Genomic DNA, 18482 nt, shown 5'->3' on the forward strand with positions numbered 1-18482 from the left:
AAATTATACACGACGTGATATCACAATCCTATGTCCGCAGACATAGATCGTCTGCCCTGATCGGGAGGTGAAATCGTGGTGTTGATGCGTACAGATCCGTTCCGCGACCTCGATCGCTTTGCCCAGCAGGTATTGGGCACCGCGGCCCGGCCGGCGGTCATGCCCATGGACGCCTGGCGCGACGGCGACCAGTTGATCGTCGAGTTCGACCTGCCCGGCGTGAAGGCGGACACGCTCGACCTCGACGTCGAACGCAACGTCCTGACCGTGCGTGCCGAGCGCCCCGACCTTGACCAAAGCCGCGAAATGGTCTCCGCCGAACGCCCCCGCGGCGTATTCAGCCGCCAGCTGTTCCTCGGGGAAAACCTCGACACCGACAAGATCGAGGCCAACTACCACGACGGGGTGTTGCGGCTGACGATCCCGGTGGCTGAGAAGGCCAAGCCGCGGCGCATCGAGATCAGCCACGACGGCCAGCAGACAGCGATCAACGCCTAACAGCCGTAGGGCCGCCGCCGCCGCCGAATACGCCGGCGTCACCGCGGGCACGGTGCGCCGCTGGATCGCCGGCGGCAAACCCGCCCGCCGCCGCGCGACATCCTGCCCGCCGGCGCGGATCGCCCGCCTGCAGCGCGGACCCGACCTCGCCGAACACCGCAACCAGCAGCGCCACGCACACGCCCTGGCCGCCATCGACAGCCTCGCCGCCGGCCGACCGCCCCAACCCGGCTGGCGCAAACAAGGCTGGCTTGATCAGCACACCGTCGCCATCATCGCGATCCACCAAAAACCTTGGCGCCAAGTGGTGGTCACCAAAGCCAACGATCGCGCGCTGGCCGAACTCGCCCGCCGCGGCGTCATCATCGACACGATCAAAACCCCGACCAGGTTTCACGCTGTGGCGCTGGCCCACACCGTGATGGCCCGCCAGCAAGCCTGGCGGGTGCATCCCGCCGCCGACCAGCTGGCGACCGGCCGCACACAGGTGTGGATGAACGACGCCCCACCAGTCGACCTGGCCGCCCTGGCCGCCAGCATGCGCCGCTGATCGCGGCCGGCCGACACGCGGGATAGCTGTGTCCGCGGGCGCGTGGCCGCCTCGGCTAGCGTGGGGCAGTGGCCCTAGAGCCGGCGAGCTGAGGCGAAAACACGGTCACGACAAGCAGCGCTGGAACACCTGTCTTATCGAGGCCCGGGAGTGACGGTGGTGGTGATGACGAGCAGGATCGCGTGGACAGCCGGAAGCACTATCAGGCCATGAACACAGGCGGAGAAGCCACGACCTTGCACCAGCGCCCAGCGTAGGAGATGCAGTGGAGCGCAGCGGAATGGTGACGATGTGGTAAGCGGGCCGTCAGTGGTGATATTGACGGGTGCGGGCATTAGCGCCGAGTCAGGTTTGTCGACGTTTCGTGGCCCGGACGGATTATGGGCGGGTGAGCGGGTCGAGTCTGTAGCAACGCCAGAGGGGTTCGCTGCTGACCCTGCGCGTGTGCAGCGGTTCTATAACCGATTACGCGGCCAGCTTGGCGAGGTGCATCCGAATCCGGCTCATGAGGCGCTGGCTCGGCTGGAATGTCATCTGGGTTCGAGGATGCTTCTGGTGACTCAGAATATTGACGATCTTCATCAGCGCGCGGGAAGTACACGACTGACGGCGATGCACGGCGAGTTGAAGAAGATCCGTCATGTTGAGACCGGTGAGGTATTGGACTGGCCTTACGACGTCAAGGAATCGGAGACGGTCTGGCGCCCGCATGTGGTGTGGTTCGGGGAGCGAACTATCGGTCTCGATGTAGTTATGGAGAAGCTGACCGCCGCGAGTGTGTTCGCCGCGGTTGGTACCTCGGGGACGGTATATCCCGCCAGCAGGTTTGCTGAGATCGCTAAAGCTGCAGGGGCGGTGACAGTGGAGATCAACCTGAATGCCACTGGCTCTGTGGGATACGACTACGCCTGGGTCGGGCCGGCCAGCCAGCTGGTTCCGGAATTGGTGGATCAGATCATCACGACGGGTTCGATCACTTCGGGCAGTCGCCAGACGGGGCACCGACTAATGGCCGATTAGGTGTCGAAATATGAAGGGGGAGCGCATGTCTGGAGAACGCCGCCCGGCTCCGCAATCTCATCAAAGACTGACGGTGGCCGGCTGGCCGTGTCCGCGGGCGCGCGGCCGCCTCGTGGAGAAATTGTCACAGGAAAGGGGCCCCATGGGCGCGAACACGTCGTGGGACATCGGCGGCGCGGCGGTCGGCGAGCTGTGCCGGCTGACGGTGATGCCGGCGTCGGCGCGGCGCGCGCAGGTGGCCACCTTGCTGCGGTGCGCCGGCGCTCGCGTGCGCGTGGTGGCGGGGCGAAGCGTGTTGAGCGCCGAGCTCGACGACGAGCGCACCGCGGCGCGGCTGCGCGCCGACCTTGCCGCCGGCTATGGCTGTCAGGCCGCTATCCGGACCCGGCCGCGCCCGCCGCGGCATGTGGTGGGCGTGAGCGGAGACGGTGAGTCGCTGGCGCGGCGGGCCGGCCTCCTCGACGCGCACGGGCGTCTGGTGCGCGGGTTGCCGGCCCAGCTGGTCGGCGGGCAGATCGCCGCCGAGGCGGTGTGGCGGGGCGCGTTTCTAGCTTGCGGAAGCCTCGACGAGCGTGCGATCAGGCTGGACTGCCCGACTCCAGAGGCCGCCCTGGCGCTGGTGGGCGCGGCCCGCCGCCTCGGCGTCCGCGCCCGCGCCCGCGACGCAGGCGGCGTCGACCGGGTGACGGTGCGGGGTCGCGAACACATCGCGCTGCTGCTGGCGCGGATCGGCGCCGGTGAGACCGTGCGGGCGTTACAGCAGCGCTGGGCGGTGCGCGGCGCCCGCCCGCGGCAGCCGGGTGAATTCGCCGGCGCCAACCAGGCCCGCGCAACCCAAGCCGCCGCCGACACCGCCGCCCGGGCGCGCCGGGCCCTGGAAATCCTCGGCGACGGTGCGCCCGCGCAGCTGGTCCAGGCCGCCAGGCTGCGCATCGAACACCAGCAGGTCCCGCTGGGTCAGCTGGGCCGGCTGGCCGATCCGCCGCTGAGCAAAGACACCATCAGCGGCCAGCTGCGCCGGCTGCTGGCCCTGGCCGACCGCGCCGCCGCGGCCGCGGGCATCCCCGACACCCAATCCCAGGTGGCGGCCGCCGAGCCCAGCGCCTGCCGAAACGCATCTTGATGCGGGCGCGCATTTCAGACGAGTCGATTGAGGAGGCGCTGGCCTCGTACCCATTCCCGATCATCTTCGATCCTGCTGCGCAGCTTCTGCCGCCGGGAGGCGGGCTGCCTCCGGGGCCCCGAATTCCGGTAGTTCTCGTTTAGCCGGCGCCGCAACAAGAAATCGAAACGTGGACAAGATGGTGAGAATCGAGAAGTCGCATGAACGTGAGAAATCCTATGTCGCCGTTCACAAATACGATGAGAACCTACACCGCATCCGTCAGTGGATATTGCCTACCGGTCCTGACATCGAGATCGGTCGGATGCTTATCGCCATAGTGGCGTCGGGAATCCGCTCAAATCCTCAGCAGGCGTCCGGCAACGGTTTGGGTAACGAGCAGAAGATGTTTCATTTCGCAACTGGCGCCGCGGATGCCATCCTCACGGTGTGGGACAGGGCGGCAGCGTTGTTGCGCCCGTCGGTTACGGCTCACGCAGTCCTGAACGCTGTGACCGCGCACCCTCAAGTCCTGCTGGGCGTGCTGGCTGGCGTTGTCCTCACCGCGGTCGTTCACACCGTCCGCCGGATTCGTCGCGTGATCACCGCGGCAGTCGTGATGGCGATCGCCGGGGGCGGGGCGGCGGTTTCCGGGCCGGCGGTGTTGCAATATCTGCCTCATTGGCACTGAACAAGGAGGGACACAAGTCGTGAGTTCTATTGTCGCCCAGGCGCGTGAGATGGCGGAGGCGTTTCTTGCGGATGCGTTGCCGCGCCGTTGGGCGCACACGATCGGGGTTGCGGCCGCGGCCGAACGGCTGGTAGGTGCACTCGACACAGTCCAGCCCGAGACCGTCGTCGCGGCCGCGTGGCTGCATGACGTCGGATACGCACCGGATTCGGCGGACACCGGTTTTCACCCGATCGACGGCGCCGCCCACGTATCGCAAGCCGCCCCGGATTTGTGGAGCACGGTGAATTTGATCGCGCATCACAGCGGGGCGGTGTTCGAAGCCCAGGAGCGCGGTAGGGACAGTGAACTTGCCCGCTACCGGTTCCCTGTCGACGTCGAGGAGCTGGCTATCCTCAACGCTGCCGACCTGTGCACCAGCCCCGACGGCGCGCTCATTGATCCGCAGGCCCGGCTCGACGAGATCCTCAACCGATACCCGCCGGATCACCCAGTGCATCGAGCGATCACCAAGTCCGGTCCTCTACTGCTCGCCCAGGCCCGTCTGGTCGCGGGCGCCGCCGAGGCCACCTCACCAACACCGCCGACGGCGCGGCCACCGGCCAGCTCGACGGTCTTGCGCAGGTCAGCAACACCATCGCCGACGAGGTGTCGGCGCTCGGCGGCAGGGATTTGACGACCAGCCCCACCGTGCTGGGACCGGGCACCCTGGACCTGTCGGTCAACGTCGACTCGCTGCTGAACACCCTGGGCACGCGTCTTCCATCCAGTCGAAGTTCTCCCTTGCAAGAACCTAGCACGCATGCTATATAAAAACCTATGTCAGGTCGCACAGGTGATCTGATCGAATCTTAGGAGGTCAAGGTGTCCGGCAGCGGCGAAAAGAGGCCCTTTAGCGCCTAACCGCGAGGACCGGGCGGCGGTCGCCTTCAGGTCAAGGAGGTGAGAAAGATGACCACCGACACCCTGACTGATGCTCTGCTGCAAGAGGCGGAGACGATTGTGTGGGCTGAATGGATGCGCCTGCTCTACGCCACCCCACCGAGCCAGCATCAGGTCACCCCAGCTTGCGCCGAGATGCCCGCCGCCCGGCCCCGCCCTCCGCAGGTCGCCACCTGTACCGCAACGCGTGATCGGCCCGGCGCTGCGCGACCCCGTTATCGAAAACAGTGGTCTGCCGGCGGGCGGTCGAGTCGACCAGTTCGACCAGTGTGGCCCACACAACGGTCTCCTCCGCCGTCGCACAACCGACCTCGTTCGAAGCGAGTTGCCGAACAACGGAGGTGATGTCCCTAAGCGATGAACACGAGCTGGCAGTGACTCGCGTGCCGCCCACAGCTACCCCCATTATTAAGCGCCCGACGCAGGCCCTGGTCTGCGTGCGCACCGCCACCGATGTGGCGCCCCAAGAAGAGTGGGCCGTGCGTGATGTCACCGCACAGTCCGGCTAGGCCCCGCTGCCCCAATTCGTTGCTCTCCCTCGGCAGCGGGGCTCGCTGTCCCGCAGTAGGCGCTACTGGTAGTGGTGGTCGCTTCGGGAAAGTTTCGGTTGTTAGCCGAAGCCAAGATCCTGCGGCCCCGATGGTGGGCTGCTGGGTCATGGCATGCGCGGGAACCGCCCGCGTGATCGTCCCGCAGGGCGGTTCCCACCCTCGCGAGCCGCACTACCGCAGTGATGAAAAGTTTGGGATATTTCTGTTCTTCAATGGGGGTTACGTCGATGAGCGCTGAGTCGCCGAACCAGGATCCCAGCGGCCCAGCCCGGTATCTTTGCCGCAGCGGATGAATCCCTCCACGCGGGCGTGCACCCGGTGGCGGGCCTCGAGGCGCTGGACTTGCCCGCCGCGGGTGCCGGTGGCGATGACCTGGTAGCGGTAGCCATGGTGCTGCTCGAACAGCGACAGCTGGGTGCCTTCGGCGATCTTCTCCCGGCGCACCAGGATCCGCATATCGGCGGGCCAGCCCGCCAGGCGGTCCCCGCCAGCCGATTCGCGCAGCAGCCCGGTCAGCTCGGCCACCTGCGCATCCTGGCGGGCTGCGCCGGCCGGGTCCAGTGCCGGCTCCCAGGCGTTGGCGGGCAGCTGCCCGATCGCGACCCGGGCCCGCTCGTCGAGGTCGAACCCGACCGAGTAGGCCACCGACCAGCCCGCTCGGGCGTTGAGTGTGGCCAGGTGCTCGACCACGGCGTGACTGGATCCCGCGCCGTCGATGGTGACCAGCAGATTCTTGCGCCACGCGGCGGGGATCGCAGCGATCGCGGCGTCGATGATCGCGATGTGGTCGGCGGCGGTGTTGGAGCCGGCGTTGCCCGCCCGGGCGATGATCGCCAACAGCTCGCCGGTGTTGTCACACCAGGCCATCAGCGGATGAAACCCGTAGCCGCCCTTGAAGGTTCCGGCGGCTTTCTGCTTGTCGCCAATTCTCTTGCGATACAGCGATATTCGACAGTGAACGCTGAATACTGGTGAAGGTACGCTCCCCGAGGAGCGTCTTAGTTTAGAGGTTGCCTTGGAACAGCACGGGGACCCGGACGGCTGGCCGGTGGTGCTGTTATACGGATTTCCCTACGACGTGCGCTGCTACGACCGGGTGACCCCACCACTGGCTGCGGCTGGCGCGTATGTGCTCGCGCCCTACTTGCGTGGCTATGGACCAACCCGTTTCATCGACCAGACCACGCCGCGCTCGGGACAGCAGGCCGCGCTTGCCGCGGATCTGAGCGAGCTTATCGCCGCGCTGGGGCTGGCCACACCAATCGTGGCGGGATTCGACTGGGGTGGCCGGGCCGCCTGCGTGGCTGCAGCGCTGTGGCCAAAGATGGTGCGGGCGTTGGTGAGTGTGTCGGGTTATAACGTGCAAAACATTTCAGCCACGACTACTCCGGCACCGCCTGAGATCGAGCGGCGACTGTGGTACCAGTACTACCTGCATAGTGACCGCGGCCGGGCCGGATTGAATGCCTACCGTCGCGAGTTCGCTCGACTGCTGTGGCAAGAATGGTCGCCGGACTGGTTGTTCAGTGACGACGAATTCGCCGCCACCGCAGCCTCGTTCGACAACCCCGACTTCGTCGACGTCGTAGTGCCCTCATACCGGCACCGCTACGGCCTGATCGCCGGTGACCCCACCTACCAAGAGCTGGAAGACAAGATCAGCGCTCAGCCGCCCATCCCCGTGCCAACCGTGGTGATCGATCCACAATGCGACCCGATGATTCCCTTCGTGCCACCCCGCGCCGCTCACGAATGGCGCTTCCCCTCGCTGCTCGACATACGATCCGTGGAAGCCGGGCACGACGTACCTCAGGAAGCCCCCGAAGCTTTCGCTGATGCCATCCTGCACGCGTACCAAAACAGCTGACTGCGTCTTCGAGACAAGAACCCATCGGCCTCACTTGAGTCCTGAGCGGCGAGCCGACTCGGCTTCGTGTGCCATCCGGCGCATCGTGGCCAATAGTGGCTCATAGAGCAGGGTCCCAATCACCAAGTGCTCGATTGCGGTCGCGCGCTCCGCCTGGGCAGTGACCGATTCCACCTCGCTCGGCGCCAGGCGGGCGAGTGTCTCTGCGTACTGGTCGAGCAGCGTGTCGCTAGCCGGGAATGCAAGGTTGTCGAGCCAGTCGAGCGCACCGGCTAGCGCGCGGCGATGCGGACTGTCTGGTGCCAGCGCCCACTCGTGGCGGGCAAGCAGGGCCTCGACACGCTCGGCGGACTCGGCGCTCGGTTCCTCGTCGGGGGTGGGAGATAACAGCCATTGTGCGGTCCCGAGCGCCTGGTGCAACGGCACCGACTCGTCGTCGACCACCGCGAGCACCCGACGCACCGCCTCGAGCGGCAGCCCCGCCACCTCGATCAACGCGCGGACGAGAGCGAGCCGGCGCAGGTGCGAATCGTTGTATGTCGCCTCACTGGGCATAGAACTGCTCACCGTCTGAGCCCCGCCCGGGGCAACGACACCTCGGGCGGTTTCGACATTTGACCCCCCAAAGCGCCAGCATATGTTGGAGGTCGCCGAACCACGACCCGTTGCCTCGCGTCGCGAGATGCTAATCATCACAGAACCACGAAAACCCGAGTCACACCGCGACTTTGAAGTCGCAGCCGGTCTTGGCTCGCACGTCGGCGACGCTCACCCCCGAGTGTAATTCGGTCAGTGTCAGTCCGTGTTCCGGCTCGACGTCGAACACGCACAAGTCGGTGATGATCATGTCCACCACGCCCTTGCCGGTGATGGGCAGCGTGCACTGCTTGAGGATTTTCGGGCTGCCGCCTTTGGCGGTGTGATCCATCACGACGATCACCCGCTTGACGCCGGACACCAAATCCATTGCGCCACCGGGGCCTTTGACCATTTTGCCCGGCACCATCCAGTTGGCCAGGTCGCCGTTCTCGGCAACCTGTAAGCCGCCCAAGATGGACAGGTCGATATGACCGCCGCGGATCATCGCGAACGAGTCGGCGCTGCTGAAAAAACTTGACCCGGGAAGGCTGGTGACGGTCTGCTTGCCGGCGTTGATCAGATCGGGGTCGACGGCGTCTTCGGTCGGGTAGGAGCCGATGCCCAGCAGGCCGTTCTCGGACTGCAGCGTCACGGTGATGTCGTCGGGAATGAAGTTGGCCACCAACGTCGGAATACCGATGCCCAGGTTCACGTAGTAGCCGTCGCGCAATTCCTGCGCGGCGCGCTGAGCCATCCGCTCGCGAATTGGGCTGTCGTGCTTGAGCGCCGCGCCACCGCTGGTGGTGCGGAACTCGATGCGCTTCTCGTAGTTGGCGCCAGCGACGATGCGGTCCACGTAGATGCCAGGCGTGTGGATCAGGTCGGGGTCCAGCTCGCCGACCTCGACAAGTTCCTCCACCTCGGCCACGGTCACCGCGCCGCAGGTGGCGATCATCGGGTTGAAGTTGCGCGCCGTCTTGCGGTAGACGAGGTTGCCGGCCGCGTCCCCCTTCCACGCTTTGACGAGCGCAACATCGGCCCGAATGCCTTCTTCCAGAACGTATTCAGTGCCGTCGAAAACCCTGGTGTCCTTGCCTTCGGCAAGGTTGGTGCCGTAACCGGTGCGAGTGTAGAAGCCCGGAATGCCTGCCCCGCCGGCGCGCAACTTCTCCGCGAGCGTGCCCTGCGGCGTCAGCACAAGGTCCAACTCGCCGCCCAACACCTGACGCTCAAATTCCTTGTTCTCGCCCACATAGGAGGCGACGACCTTTTTCACCTGGCGGGCCTTGAGCAGCAGGCCCATACCGAAATCGTCGACCCCAGCATTGTTTCCGACAATCGTCAGATCCTTGACGCCGCTATCTACCAGAGCCCGGATCAGATTCTCCGGAATGCCGCACAGGCCGAACCCGCCGGCAGCTAAGGTGACGCCGTCCTTCAGCAGGCCGTGCAGCGCCGACTCGGCGTCCGGGTGGACTTTACTCATGAATCGTCCTCTCGTTATCGGTCACTGCGTGTGCGGCCTCCATCAGCATCCAACCGGACAGTTGCACCGACAGATCGCGCTCGGCTGCCCGCGAACCGGTGACCGCGCCCTCGACAAACTGCGCCTGCTGCCCCTCAGCCGTCGGCAGCTCGGCGGCGCGATCCCAGAACGGCCCGAACACCGGCAGCCCTTGCACCGACTGCCGATTGTCCCACGCCGACTGCGCCGAAGACAGCACGATTTCGCGGGCGGTTTCCCGGGCGGCCGCATCCGCAGCGGACTCTCCCGGCAACGCGGTGGCCACCAAAGCCAGGTAACGCGCGGTGATTCCGGCGAACAGCCCGCCGTCGCCGCCACCTGTGCCCTTCAGCACCCCGGCCGGCGCCATGTGTTCGTCGACCGCGGCGACCAGGCGGTGCACGCGCGGGGCGTGCCGCTCATCGCGGGTGCGGGCAGCCAGCTCGGTTTCCAGGCCCAGCACCACGCCCTGACAGTAGGTGTACTGCGCGCGGACCAGTGAACCCGCCGTGATGCCGTCGAACACCAAATGCGTGTCAGGGTCGGTCAGCGTGGCGTCGATCCAGTCCGCCATCTGCTGGGCCCGTCGAAGCCGGTCGCCGTAGCGGGCCAGGAAGATTCCCGCCGGGCCGTTGGCCGCGGCGTTGAAGAATTGATCCTGCTTGCGCCACGGGATGCCGCCGCCGTCTTCGGGCACCCACGCTTTGACGAATTGGTCGTGCAACGTGTTCAGCGCGCGTTTGCGCTCCACGCCGGCGATCCGGGCGGCACGCTCCAACGCCAGCGCCAGCCACGCCATGTCGTCGTAGTAGCTGTTGACCCAGGAGCCGCTGCGAAACCGGTGCGAGCGGATCTGCCGGCGAATCTTGATACGCCGCTGCGGCTGCGGGTCGCGCAGCTGCGCGTCGAGCAGGCAGTCCAGCAGGTGTGCCTGCCACCAGTAATGCCAGCCACCGAACCATCGGTCGCGCCGCGCCGGTGGCCAGGCCACCACGCCCAGCTGGGTAGCAGGCAACGCCCACAGCCGCTTCAGGTGCCGCCCGGTGACGGCCGCTTCTGCGCTGACCGCCCGGTTGACCCATACCTGATCCATGTCTGCTGATCCTGCCCTACCAGGCGCGGCCCATGTCCGCGTGTTGGCTGATCCAGCTATGCATGGCGATCCCTGCCGCGACCGAGACGTTGATGCTGCGGGTCGAGCCGAAGTGGGCGATCGAGACGGTCAGCGCGGCGCCCGCCCGGGCGTCGTCGCTGATGCCGGGGCCTTCTTGACCGAACAGCAGCAGGCAGTTGCGCGGCAGCGTTGTCTGCTCGAGTCGCATTGCGCCGGGCACATTGTCGACCGCGACCACCGTCAGGCCCGCTTCCGCCGCAAAGCGCAGCAAATCAGCGGTGTGGTCGTGATGGCGCAGCCGCTGGTAGCGATCAGTGACCATGGCGCCGCGGCGATTCCAACGACGACGTCCCACGATGTGCACGGTGTCGACGGCGAACGCATTCGCGGTGCGCACTACCCCACCGATATTGGCGTCGTGGCCGAAGTTTTCGATCGCCACATGCAGCGGGTGTCGCCGCGTGTCGATGTCGGCGATGATCGCCTCCCGCGCCCAGTACCGGTAGGCGTCGACGACGTTGCGGGTGTCGCCGTCGCGCAGCAGCGCCGGGTCATACCGCGGGTCGTCGGGCGGCGGTCCGCTCCACGGGCCGACTCCGCTTGCGGCAGCACCCCATTCGGTGGGCCCGGGCCCCGTCATCGGGTGGTCCAGACCGCGGCGTGGGTGCCCGCCACCGCAACGGTGGCGTACAGCGGCGCCTGGTTGATGTCCCCCTGGGTGCACAGTGACGCGCTGACATGCACGGCGTCACGCGATGCGTGCGCCAAGATCAGCGCCGACGACCCGTAGGCCGAACATGCCAGGTTAAGTCCGGGGGCCGGCAGCGTCGGGGTGGCGAGCAACATCATCGGCCCGCCGCGGGCTGCGGAGTCGTCGCGGTAGCGCGCCGCGATCGTGTCGGCGTCCAGCCCCAGCAGCATGTAGCCCTGGCCGGTGAACGCTGCCGGATCCCCGAGCGAGGCCGCGGTCAGCTGAGCGCCGTCGGCCCGCCACGCGGCCACGCCGGAGGTCTTGACCACCAGCCCGGTGTCGTTCTCCTTCGTCGGCAGGCGCACCGTGCCGGTCAACCGCTTGCCGCCGGTGGCCAAAAGCGATTGAATGACAACATTCTTCACGTTGTCGCAGCTGCCGACGCCGGTGGCCTCGATGGGATGCGCCAGCGCGCGGTAAAGACCGAACCGGACATCGCGGGCATCGGCATGGGCTTTGGCGGGATCGCCCGGAGCCGCATCGACGTCGACCAGCACATAGTCGTCTTGCCAGCGCAGGTTGGACATCGACGGGTTCCAGCCCAGCACCGCCAACGACTCGCCCAGCCGGGCGGTCAGCGCGCCATAAACCCGGTCGTTGTGAGCCGAAGCCGAGCAGGCCGCAAGACATGCCAGCGTCAGCACCATCGCAACGAGCGTCCGCACGGTGATCTAGCGCAGCCCGAGATCCGCCAGTCCCAGGACGCTGCGATACGCCAAGCCCTCGGCTTCGATGACTTCGGCCGCGCCGGTCGCGCGGTCGACCACGGTAGCCACGCCGACCACCTGTCCGCCGGCGTCTTGCACGGCGTGCACGGCGGTCATCGCCGAGGCGCCGGTGGTGCTGGTGTCCTCCACCACCAGGACCCGGCGTCCGGAAATGTCGGGTCCTTCGATAAGACGTTGCATGCCATGGGTTTTCACCGACTTGCGCACCACAAACGCGTCGATCGGGCGACCTGGTGCGTGCAGGACAGCAGTGGCGACCGGATCGGCGCCCAGGGTCAGCCCGCCAACGGCCGCGTAGTCCCAGTCGTCGGTGAGTTCGCGGATCAGCCGCCCGATCAGCGGCGCCGCGCGGTGGTGCAGGGTGGCCCGGCGCAGGTCGACGTAGTAGTCGGCTTTCTTGCCCGACGACAGCGTGACGCGACCGTGTACCAGCGCCAGCCGGCGCACCAGCTCGGCCAACTCGTCGCGGTCGGTGATACTCAGGTCAGGTGCGGCCACGGCCCCGACCGAACGCTTTGGTGGCGGCGCGCGCCAGACTTCGCGGCATCATCCGTGTTGCGGTGGTGAGCGCCTTGTATTGAAACCCGGGAATGATGACCACTTTCCCGCGACCGATGTCGGCCAGGGTTTCGCGGACCACGTCGTCGACCTCGAGCCACATGAACGACGGCAATGAGGTCATGTCGATGCCGGCCCGTTCATGAAAAGCGGTGTGCACGTAGCCCGGACACACCACATGGATGCCGACACCGGTGCCCTGCAACCCGCCGGCCAGGCCTTCGGTGAACGACACCACCCATGCCTTGGACGCCGAATAGGTCGAGCCCCGCCCGGACAGCAGCCCGGCGACGCTGGCGACGTTGATGACGGTGCCGGCCCCGGCGTCGATCATCGCAGGTAATGCCGCCCGCGTCAGCTGCATCACCGCGGTGACATTGACGTCCAACTGGGACTGCAGCAAGGCGGGATCGACGGTCCAGAACTCGCCGGACGTGCCGAAACCGGCGTTGTTCACCAACACGTCGACGCCTGCGGCCAACCGCTCGGCAACCTTGCCGCGGTCGGCCGGCTCGGCCAGGTCGGCCGGCAACACCTCGACGGCACGCCCGGCCTCGTCACGTAATTCGGTGGCCAGCTCGGTGAGCCGATTCTCGTCGCGGGACACCAGCACCAAGTCGTAGCCGTCGGCGGCATAACGGTGCGCGAAGCCCGCGCCGATCCCCGACGTTGGCCCAGTGATCAGGACGACGCGGCGCGGCATGACCGACAGCGTAGCCGGGGCATCAGCGCTGGTAGTGGCTGGCCTGGTAGCCGTTGCGGCTGGGCGGCTGACGCCGCCCAGGTGCGTCGGGCTCGGCCGGTGCGCGCCGGGTTGGCTCCTGGCGGGCAGGAGGCGGCGCGCCCGCGGCGCTGCGGTGGGCTGCCCCACCCTCGCGGGCAGGCGCTTCGGAGTGGCGCGGCGACGATTCGGCACGGCCGGCCGGGGCCAGCGGACGACTGGGGGCAGCGTTGCGGCGTGCGGCCGGTTGCGGCACCGGCGGCAAAACCCGTAGCAGGTCGTTGAATTGGCGCACGGTGCGCAGGCCCTCGTCCCACTGGGCACGGGTACTGCCGATCGGCATGCTGACCAGCGTCCAGTTCTCCTCGTTCCACATGATCTCGGCGCAGTCGGGCGCGGTGTGCGCGAAGGTCACCATGCGGCGATCGCACGCCCGGCGGGCAGCGTCCAGGTTGGTGGAGTAGACCATCCGCGGTCCGATCGCACCCAGCAGCCAGATGTCGTTCTCGCGAGGCTCTTTGAGCCCTTTGAGCCGCACGTCGACGACCACGTTGGTGCCCACCTTGCGGTGTAGGGCGATCACGGTGGCGACTTCCTCGAGGTCGAAGATGAACACCGCCTCGCCGCGGATCTGGCCCAACACCACGTTGCGCGCCGGGATATTGCTGCCCACGGTCGACATGATCCCGCGCTTCCAGCGCTTGAGGATTTCGGTGGACTCCGCCTCGTAGTCGAATCCGTGCGAGCGTGCCCACGACTTACGACGTCGACCCCGTCCGCGGCGGCGGTCGATGTCGACGTATAGCAACACCGCCGCGCCGACGAAGCACAGCGCGGAGAGCGTGAACCAAAGCGGAACCATCGCCACGTAGCCTAGCTGCTGAGAGCCCCCAACCGAGAACGCCAGCAGGTCACAACCGAATTAATGTTTGCTACCGCTTCGATGCCCGCCAATGCGCCGAACGTCGACTTGTTGGGCGATTTTGGAAGAAATGCCCCACCAAGTCGACGTTCGAGCGCAAATCAGCCGAGCACGAGGCGGTCGCCGTCGGCGCTGACGTTCACCGGAACGGTGTCGCCGTCATGCACGTCGCCGGCCAGCAGCATCTTGGCCAGCTGATCGCCGATGGCCTGCTGCACCAGCCGACGCAGCGGACGCGCCCCATAGACGGGGTCGAACCCGCGCTGGGCCAGCCACTGCTTGGCCGGTTGCGACACCTCCAGCTGCAGCCGCCGCTGCGCCAGCCGCTTGCCCAACTGAGCCAGCTGAATGTCGACGATCTGCACCAGCTCTTCGGGGTTCAGCCCTTCGAAGATCAGCACGTCGTCGAGCCGGTTGATGAACTCGGGTTTGAACGCCGACCGCACCGCCGCCATCACCTGCTCCTCGTCGCCGCCCGACCCGAGGTTGGACGTCAGGATCAAGATGGTGTTGCGGAAATCGACAGTACGGCCTTGGCCGTCGGTGAGCCGGCCCTCGTCGAGCACCTGCAGCAGCACGTCGAACACGTCCGGGTGGGCCTTTTCGATCTCGTCGAACAGCACCACCGTGTAGGGACGCCGACGTACCGCCTCGGTCAGCTGACCGCCCTGGTCGTAGCCGATGTATCCGGGCGGCGCGCCAACCAGGCGGGCCACCGAGTGCTTCTCGCCGTACTCGCTCATGTCGATGCGGACCATCGCCCGGTCGTCGTCGAACAGGAAGTCGGCCAGCGCCTTGGCCAACTCGGTCTTCCCGACGCCGGTCGGTCCAAGGAACATGAACGACCCGGTGGGCCGGTTGGGGTCGGCGACCCCGGCACGAGCACGTCGCACGGCGTCGGACACCGCCTGTACGGCCTTGCGCTGGCCGACCACCCGCTTGCTCAGCTCGTCTTCCATCCGCAGCAGCTTGGCGGTCTCGCCTTCCAGCATCCGACCGGCCGGGATGCCCGTCCACGCCGACACCACGTCGGCGATGTCGTCAGCACCGACTTCCTCTTTGAGCATCACGTTTTCATGTGCCTCGGCCTGTGGCAGCGCAGCGTCGAGTTTCTTTTCGACCTCGGGGATACGCCCATAGCGCAGCTCGGCGGCCTTGGCCAGATCGCCGTCGCGCTCGGCGCGTTCAGACTCCCCACGCAGGGTCTCGAGCTGCTCCTTGAGTTCGCGGACGACGTCGATCGCATTCTTCTCGTTGTGCCAGCGGGTGGTCAGCTCGGCCAGCTTTTCTTTCTGGTCGGCCAGCTCGGAGCGCAGCTTGTCCAGCCGCTCCTTGGACGCCTGGTCCTCTTCCTTGGCCAGCGCCATCTCTTCGATCTCCAGGCGGCGCACCAGTCGCTCGACCTCGTCGATCTCGACGGGCCGGGAGTCGATCTCCATCTTGAGCCGGCTGGCGGCCTCGTCGACCAGGTCGATGGCCTTGTCCGGCAGGAACCGCGCGGTGATGTAGCGGTCGCTCAAGGTGGCCGCCGCGACCAGCGCGGAGTCGGTGATGCGCACACCGTGGTGCACCTCGTAGCGGTCCTTCAGGCCGCGCAGGATGCCGACGGTGTCCTCCACCGACGGCTCGCCGACGAACACCTGCTGGAAGCGGCGCTCCAGCGCGGCGTCCTTCTCGATGTATTTGCGGTACTCGTCGAGCGTGGTGGCGCCGACCATCCGCAGCTCGCCGCGGGCCAGCATCGGCTTGATCATGTTGCCGGCGTCCATCGCGCCTTCGCCGGTCGCGCCGGCCCCGACGATGGTGTGCAACTCGTCGATGAAGGTGATGATCTGCCCGGCGGAGTTTTTGATGTCGTCGAGCACGGCCTTGAGGCGTTCCTCGAACTCGCCGCGATATTTGGCGCCGGCCACCATCGAGCCCAGGTCGAGGGAGATGACAGTCTTGTCGCGCAGACTGTCGGGCACGTCGCCGGCGACGATGCGCTGCGCCAGACCCTCGACGATCGCGGTCTTGCCGACACCGGGCTCACCGATCAGCACCGGGTTGTTCTTGGTGCGCCGGGAAAGCACCTGCACGACACGGCGAATCTCGTTGTCCCGACCGATAACTGGGTCAAGTTTGCCTTCGCGGGCGGCCGCGGTCAGGTCGGTGGAGTACTTTTCCAGCGCCTGGTAGGTGGCTTCGGGGTCGGCCGTGGTGACGCGCGCGCTGCCACGCACCTTGACGAACGCCTCCCGCAGAGCTTGCGGAGAAGCGCCGTGGCCGGTCAGCAGCTTGGCGACGTCGGAGTCACCGGTGGCCAGACCGACCATCAGGTGCTCGGTGGAGACATATTCGTCGTCCATCTCGGTGGCCAGCTGCTGGGCGGCGGTGATCGCCGCCAGCGACTCGCGGGACAGCTGCGGCTGCGAGCTGGCCCCGCTGATCTGCGGCAGCTTGGCCAGGATGCGCTCGGCTTCGGCGCGGACGGTGGCGGGCTCGACGCCGACAGCCTCCAGCAGCGGCGCGGCGATCCCCTCGTTTTGCGTCAGCAGCGCCAACAGCAGATGAGCGGGCCTGATCTCGGGGTTGCCGCCGGCGCTGGCCGCCTGCAGGGCCGACGTCAGGGCCGCCTGCGCCTTGGTTGTCGGGTTAAAAGAGTCCACTCCGGCCTCCGTTCGGATACTGGTGAAGATGCTTGTCGCATTGTTCAACGCCGTCAATGTTGAGTCTGTTCCGCTCAACCCTACCGGACTTTGGCGATGGCGGCGAACCCGAGAGGTCACTCAGCAGAAGTTCAGGTTACTTGCTAGTAATGTTCGCGGTTCAGCTGCGACGTCGAAGGACACCGCCATGGATCGCGTGCCTCGTCTCTTGCTCAGTACCGGTGTCGCCCTCGCAGGCGTCAGCCCCATCACGGTCGCCCCTGTAACTCCACCGGCGATCGACGTCCAAGCCCGCGCGGTGCAGCTGACTAGCGGTGACACTGCGAATTCCCCTCTCGCGGACGGCACAGCGCTGATCATCGGCCCCAGCCTCATCTCCACGCCCAGTCAGACCTACGCGCATTTTGTCGACAACCTGTACCTGCAGTACGCAGCTTCACCGGCACCACGCAGATCCTGGCCACGCCGGAAGGCCTGTACCCGTTCAGCGGTCCCTTTACCGAGGAGTTCGACCGGTCGGAGGCGCAGTGACAACAAATCGTGGACGCCGCGATCTTGAACCACATCGCCGGAGGACAGGTCGATGTCGCGAACCCTGTCGTCGTCGACGGCTACTCCCAAAGCTCGGTGATCTCGTCGCTTCTGATGCAACAGCTCGCGAGCCAAGGTGTGCCCAGTGACGACGTCCACTTCGTGCTCGTCGGTGACGAAAGTGCGCCCAACGGGGCGTTCACCGGTGTCGTGCCGACGACCCCGCAGGACCTTTTCGACACCTTCCCACCGCACACCGGTGTTCCGCTGCTTGACGTAGCCAGTGCGCTGCTGATCACCCTCCCCGAAATCGACTACAACGTGTTCACGTCCGATCACACGGACAACGATCTGGTTAACGCAATCGGGATCCCGCTCGCCTCCGACCTCGGGATGATCCCCCTCGCACCGGTGGGAGCGGTGATCCCATTCCCCTTTAGCAGCTATTCGAACGTATGATCGATTAGTGGGCGAGCTCGCGTCGATCGGATACAGCGGGCAACCGGTCCACAACCCGTTCCGAGTGGTGCGCCCGCCGATCACCGTGCTGGTTGACCTGACGGTGCTCTTCCCGCGCGAAGCGCATCGGTCGGGGCGGTACCAGCCGAACGGCCTGCAGCTGCACAAGGTCGTCGAGGGCCGGCTGACCTGCTGGGGCATTTGCGAGCAGGGCGACTGGTGGGGGCTGGTCACCTACCCGATCGCCTACGGGTCCAAGCGCAAAACCGTGACACACTGGGTGCCGGCCTGGATCCTGCGGCGAAACGGTTAGCCCAGCCGCCGAGATCGACGCCAGTGCGCAAAAAACGTGACGGTGCCGCGCTGACGTCAATCTCGCGGCGAGGCGCTGCCCAGCACCTCGCCGAGCTGGTCGGCGATGCGGACCCAGCCGTTGCCCATGATGTCCCGGGAGCGCTGCTGGACGGTGTCGTCGGGGTCAAAACCACTGTGCCGCTGGATGACCCGCGTGCCGGTGCCCTCCGGATGCAAGGCCCACCGCACCACCCAGGCGGAGGGTTCATCGGATTGTGCGTCGGCCCAGCTGATCGCCAGCTGCTCGCCATCGACGACGTCGAGTACCTCGCATGCGATTTCGCCGGAAAAGCCGACCGACGGCATCGGTTGGCCGCGGAAACTGAACCGGGTTCCCGGCTACGGGCACGAATCCGCTCGGTTGCATCAGCCAGCGCGCCATCAGTTCCGGG

General features: G+C 66.6%; 20 protein-coding genes. 9 read left to right on the plus strand and 11 right to left on the minus strand.

What is annotated here, in order from left to right; all coding sequences use genetic code 11:
• Window positions 1-75 precede the first annotated feature (75 nt).
• From M5I08_RS22555 to M5I08_RS22580, 6 genes are all read left to right on the plus strand, one after another.
• Window positions 76-498 (plus strand): Hsp20/alpha crystallin family protein, encoded by a 423-nt coding sequence (locus tag M5I08_RS22555; protein ID WP_304502956.1) that lies wholly within the window; start codon window positions 76-78, stop codon window positions 496-498.
• Window positions 499-550: 52 nt separating this feature from the next.
• Window positions 551-1048 carry a hypothetical protein gene (locus M5I08_RS22560; RefSeq protein WP_219069332.1) on the plus strand — a complete coding sequence of 166 codons (498 nt, stop codon included), beginning with the start codon at window positions 551-553 and terminating at the stop codon, window positions 1046-1048.
• 312 nt (window positions 1049-1360) lie between these two features.
• Window positions 1361-2068 (plus strand): NAD-dependent deacylase, encoded by a 708-nt coding sequence (locus M5I08_RS22565; protein WP_249763397.1) that lies wholly within the window; start codon window positions 1361-1363, stop codon window positions 2066-2068.
• Window positions 2069-2210: 142 nt separating this feature from the next.
• The gene (whiA, locus tag M5I08_RS22570; RefSeq protein ID WP_249762967.1) at window positions 2211-3191 is read left to right on the plus strand and encodes a DNA-binding protein WhiA; all 981 of its coding nucleotides are present in this window, start codon (window positions 2211-2213) and stop codon (window positions 3189-3191) included.
• Between the two features lie 178 nt (window positions 3192-3369).
• Window positions 3370-3861 carry a hypothetical protein gene (locus tag M5I08_RS22575; RefSeq protein WP_249762968.1) on the plus strand — a complete coding sequence of 164 codons (492 nt, stop codon included), beginning with the start codon at window positions 3370-3372 and terminating at the stop codon, window positions 3859-3861.
• Window positions 3862-3880: 19 nt separating this feature from the next.
• Window positions 3881-4537 carry an HD domain-containing protein gene (locus tag M5I08_RS22580; RefSeq protein ID WP_249762969.1) on the plus strand — a complete coding sequence of 219 codons (657 nt, stop codon included), beginning with the start codon at window positions 3881-3883 and terminating at the stop codon, window positions 4535-4537.
• A 1036-nt stretch (window positions 4538-5573) separates the two neighbouring features.
• On the opposite strand, the gene M5I08_RS22585 is transcribed toward M5I08_RS22580, so the two are convergent.
• Complete coding sequence (locus M5I08_RS22585) at window positions 5574-6221, minus strand: transposase (RefSeq protein ID WP_249762970.1); 648 nt, start codon at window positions 6219-6221, stop codon at window positions 5574-5576.
• A gap of 148 nt (window positions 6222-6369) precedes the next feature.
• Between M5I08_RS22585 and M5I08_RS22590 the strand changes: the two genes are divergently transcribed.
• On the plus strand, window positions 6370-7221 hold the full coding sequence (locus tag M5I08_RS22590; RefSeq protein WP_249762971.1) for an alpha/beta fold hydrolase: 852 nt from the start codon (window positions 6370-6372) through the stop codon (window positions 7219-7221).
• 30 nt (window positions 7222-7251) lie between these two features.
• Here M5I08_RS22590 and M5I08_RS22595 read toward each other — a convergent pair whose 3' ends face one another.
• The 9 genes from M5I08_RS22595 to clpB form a co-directional block, all read right to left on the minus strand.
• Window positions 7252-7776 (minus strand): MerR family transcriptional regulator, encoded by a 525-nt coding sequence (locus M5I08_RS22595; protein WP_249762972.1) that lies wholly within the window; start codon window positions 7774-7776, stop codon window positions 7252-7254.
• Window positions 7777-7936: 160 nt separating this feature from the next.
• Window positions 7937-9286 (minus strand): 3-oxoacid CoA-transferase, encoded by a 1350-nt coding sequence (locus M5I08_RS26400; protein ID WP_219065940.1) that lies wholly within the window; start codon window positions 9284-9286, stop codon window positions 7937-7939.
• On the minus strand, window positions 9279-10397 hold the full coding sequence (locus M5I08_RS22610; RefSeq protein ID WP_219065942.1) for a glycoside hydrolase family 76 protein: 1119 nt from the start codon (window positions 10395-10397) through the stop codon (window positions 9279-9281). The genes M5I08_RS26400 and M5I08_RS22610 overlap by 8 nt, the downstream gene beginning before the upstream one ends.
• Window positions 10398-10413: 16 nt before the next feature.
• The gene (locus tag M5I08_RS22615) at window positions 10414-11058 is read right to left on the minus strand and encodes a TrmH family RNA methyltransferase (protein WP_219065943.1); all 645 of its coding nucleotides are present in this window, start codon (window positions 11056-11058) and stop codon (window positions 10414-10416) included.
• A complete protein-coding gene (locus tag M5I08_RS22620) occupies window positions 11055-11834 on the minus strand; it encodes a hypothetical protein (protein ID WP_219065944.1) in 780 nt (259 codons plus the stop codon). The genes M5I08_RS22615 and M5I08_RS22620 overlap by 4 nt, the downstream gene beginning before the upstream one ends.
• A gap of 6 nt (window positions 11835-11840) precedes the next feature.
• Window positions 11841-12380 (minus strand): orotate phosphoribosyltransferase, encoded by a 540-nt coding sequence (pyrE, locus tag M5I08_RS22625; RefSeq protein WP_219066110.1) that lies wholly within the window; start codon window positions 12378-12380, stop codon window positions 11841-11843.
• 1 nt (window position 12381) lies between these two features.
• Window positions 12382-13158, minus strand: a complete 777-nt coding sequence (locus M5I08_RS22630) for an SDR family NAD(P)-dependent oxidoreductase (protein ID WP_219065946.1) — start codon at window positions 13156-13158, stop codon at window positions 12382-12384.
• Window positions 13159-13180: 22 nt separating this feature from the next.
• Window positions 13181-14038, minus strand: coding sequence for a trehalose monomycolate transport factor TtfA (gene ttfA, locus M5I08_RS22635; RefSeq protein ID WP_219065947.1), 858 nt, complete (start codon window positions 14036-14038; stop codon window positions 13181-13183).
• A gap of 161 nt (window positions 14039-14199) precedes the next feature.
• Window positions 14200-16746, minus strand: coding sequence for an ATP-dependent chaperone ClpB (clpB, locus tag M5I08_RS22640; RefSeq protein WP_219065949.1), 2547 nt, complete (start codon window positions 16744-16746; stop codon window positions 14200-14202).
• 540 nt (window positions 16747-17286) lie between these two features.
• Here clpB and M5I08_RS22645 point away from each other — a divergent pair.
• Both M5I08_RS22645 and M5I08_RS22650 read left to right on the plus strand, forming a co-directional pair.
• Window positions 17287-17736, plus strand: a complete 450-nt coding sequence (locus tag M5I08_RS22645; RefSeq protein WP_219065951.1) for a PE-PPE domain-containing protein — start codon at window positions 17287-17289, stop codon at window positions 17734-17736.
• Window positions 17737-17743: 7 nt separating this feature from the next.
• Window positions 17744-18049 (plus strand): hypothetical protein, encoded by a 306-nt coding sequence (locus M5I08_RS22650; RefSeq protein WP_219065952.1) that lies wholly within the window; start codon window positions 17744-17746, stop codon window positions 18047-18049.
• 56 nt (window positions 18050-18105) lie between these two features.
• Here the strand turns inward: M5I08_RS22650 and M5I08_RS22655 are convergent, their stop codons facing one another.
• Complete coding sequence (locus M5I08_RS22655; protein ID WP_255564654.1) at window positions 18106-18396, minus strand: SRPBCC family protein; 291 nt, start codon at window positions 18394-18396, stop codon at window positions 18106-18108.
• Window positions 18397-18482: the final 86 nt, after the last annotated feature.

Source organism: Candidatus Mycobacterium methanotrophicum (assembly GCF_023515995.1).
Classification (GTDB): Bacteria; Actinomycetota; Actinomycetes; order Mycobacteriales; family Mycobacteriaceae; genus Mycobacterium; species Mycobacterium methanotrophicum.

Excerpts from the sequence above, each read along its gene's own strand:
- M5I08_RS22615 (WP_219065943.1), bottom strand. The coding sequence starts at position 11,058 with ATGACGGGGCCCGGGCCCACCGAATGGGGTGCTGCCGCAAGCGGAGTC.
- M5I08_RS22595 (WP_249762972.1), bottom strand. The coding sequence starts at position 7,776 with ATGCCCAGTGAGGCGACATACAACGATTCGCACCTGCGCCGGCTCGCT.
- M5I08_RS22575 (WP_249762968.1), top strand. The coding sequence starts at position 3,370 with ATGGTGAGAATCGAGAAGTCGCATGAACGTGAGAAATCCTATGTCGCC.
- M5I08_RS22630 (WP_219065946.1), bottom strand. The coding sequence starts at position 13,158 with ATGCCGCGCCGCGTCGTCCTGATCACTGGGCCAACGTCGGGGATCGGC.
- M5I08_RS22610 (WP_219065942.1), bottom strand. The coding sequence starts at position 10,397 with ATGGATCAGGTATGGGTCAACCGGGCGGTCAGCGCAGAAGCGGCCGTC.
- ttfA (WP_219065947.1), bottom strand. The coding sequence starts at position 14,038 with ATGGTTCCGCTTTGGTTCACGCTCTCCGCGCTGTGCTTCGTCGGCGCG.
- M5I08_RS22585 (WP_249762970.1), bottom strand. The coding sequence starts at position 6,221 with ATGGCCTGGTGTGACAACACCGGCGAGCTGTTGGCGATCATCGCCCGG.
- M5I08_RS26400 (WP_219065940.1), bottom strand. The coding sequence starts at position 9,286 with ATGAGTAAAGTCCACCCGGACGCCGAGTCGGCGCTGCACGGCCTGCTG.
- M5I08_RS22655 (WP_255564654.1), bottom strand. The coding sequence starts at position 18,396 with ATGCCGTCGGTCGGCTTTTCCGGCGAAATCGCATGCGAGGTACTCGAC.
- whiA (WP_249762967.1), top strand. The coding sequence starts at position 2,211 with ATGGGCGCGAACACGTCGTGGGACATCGGCGGCGCGGCGGTCGGCGAG.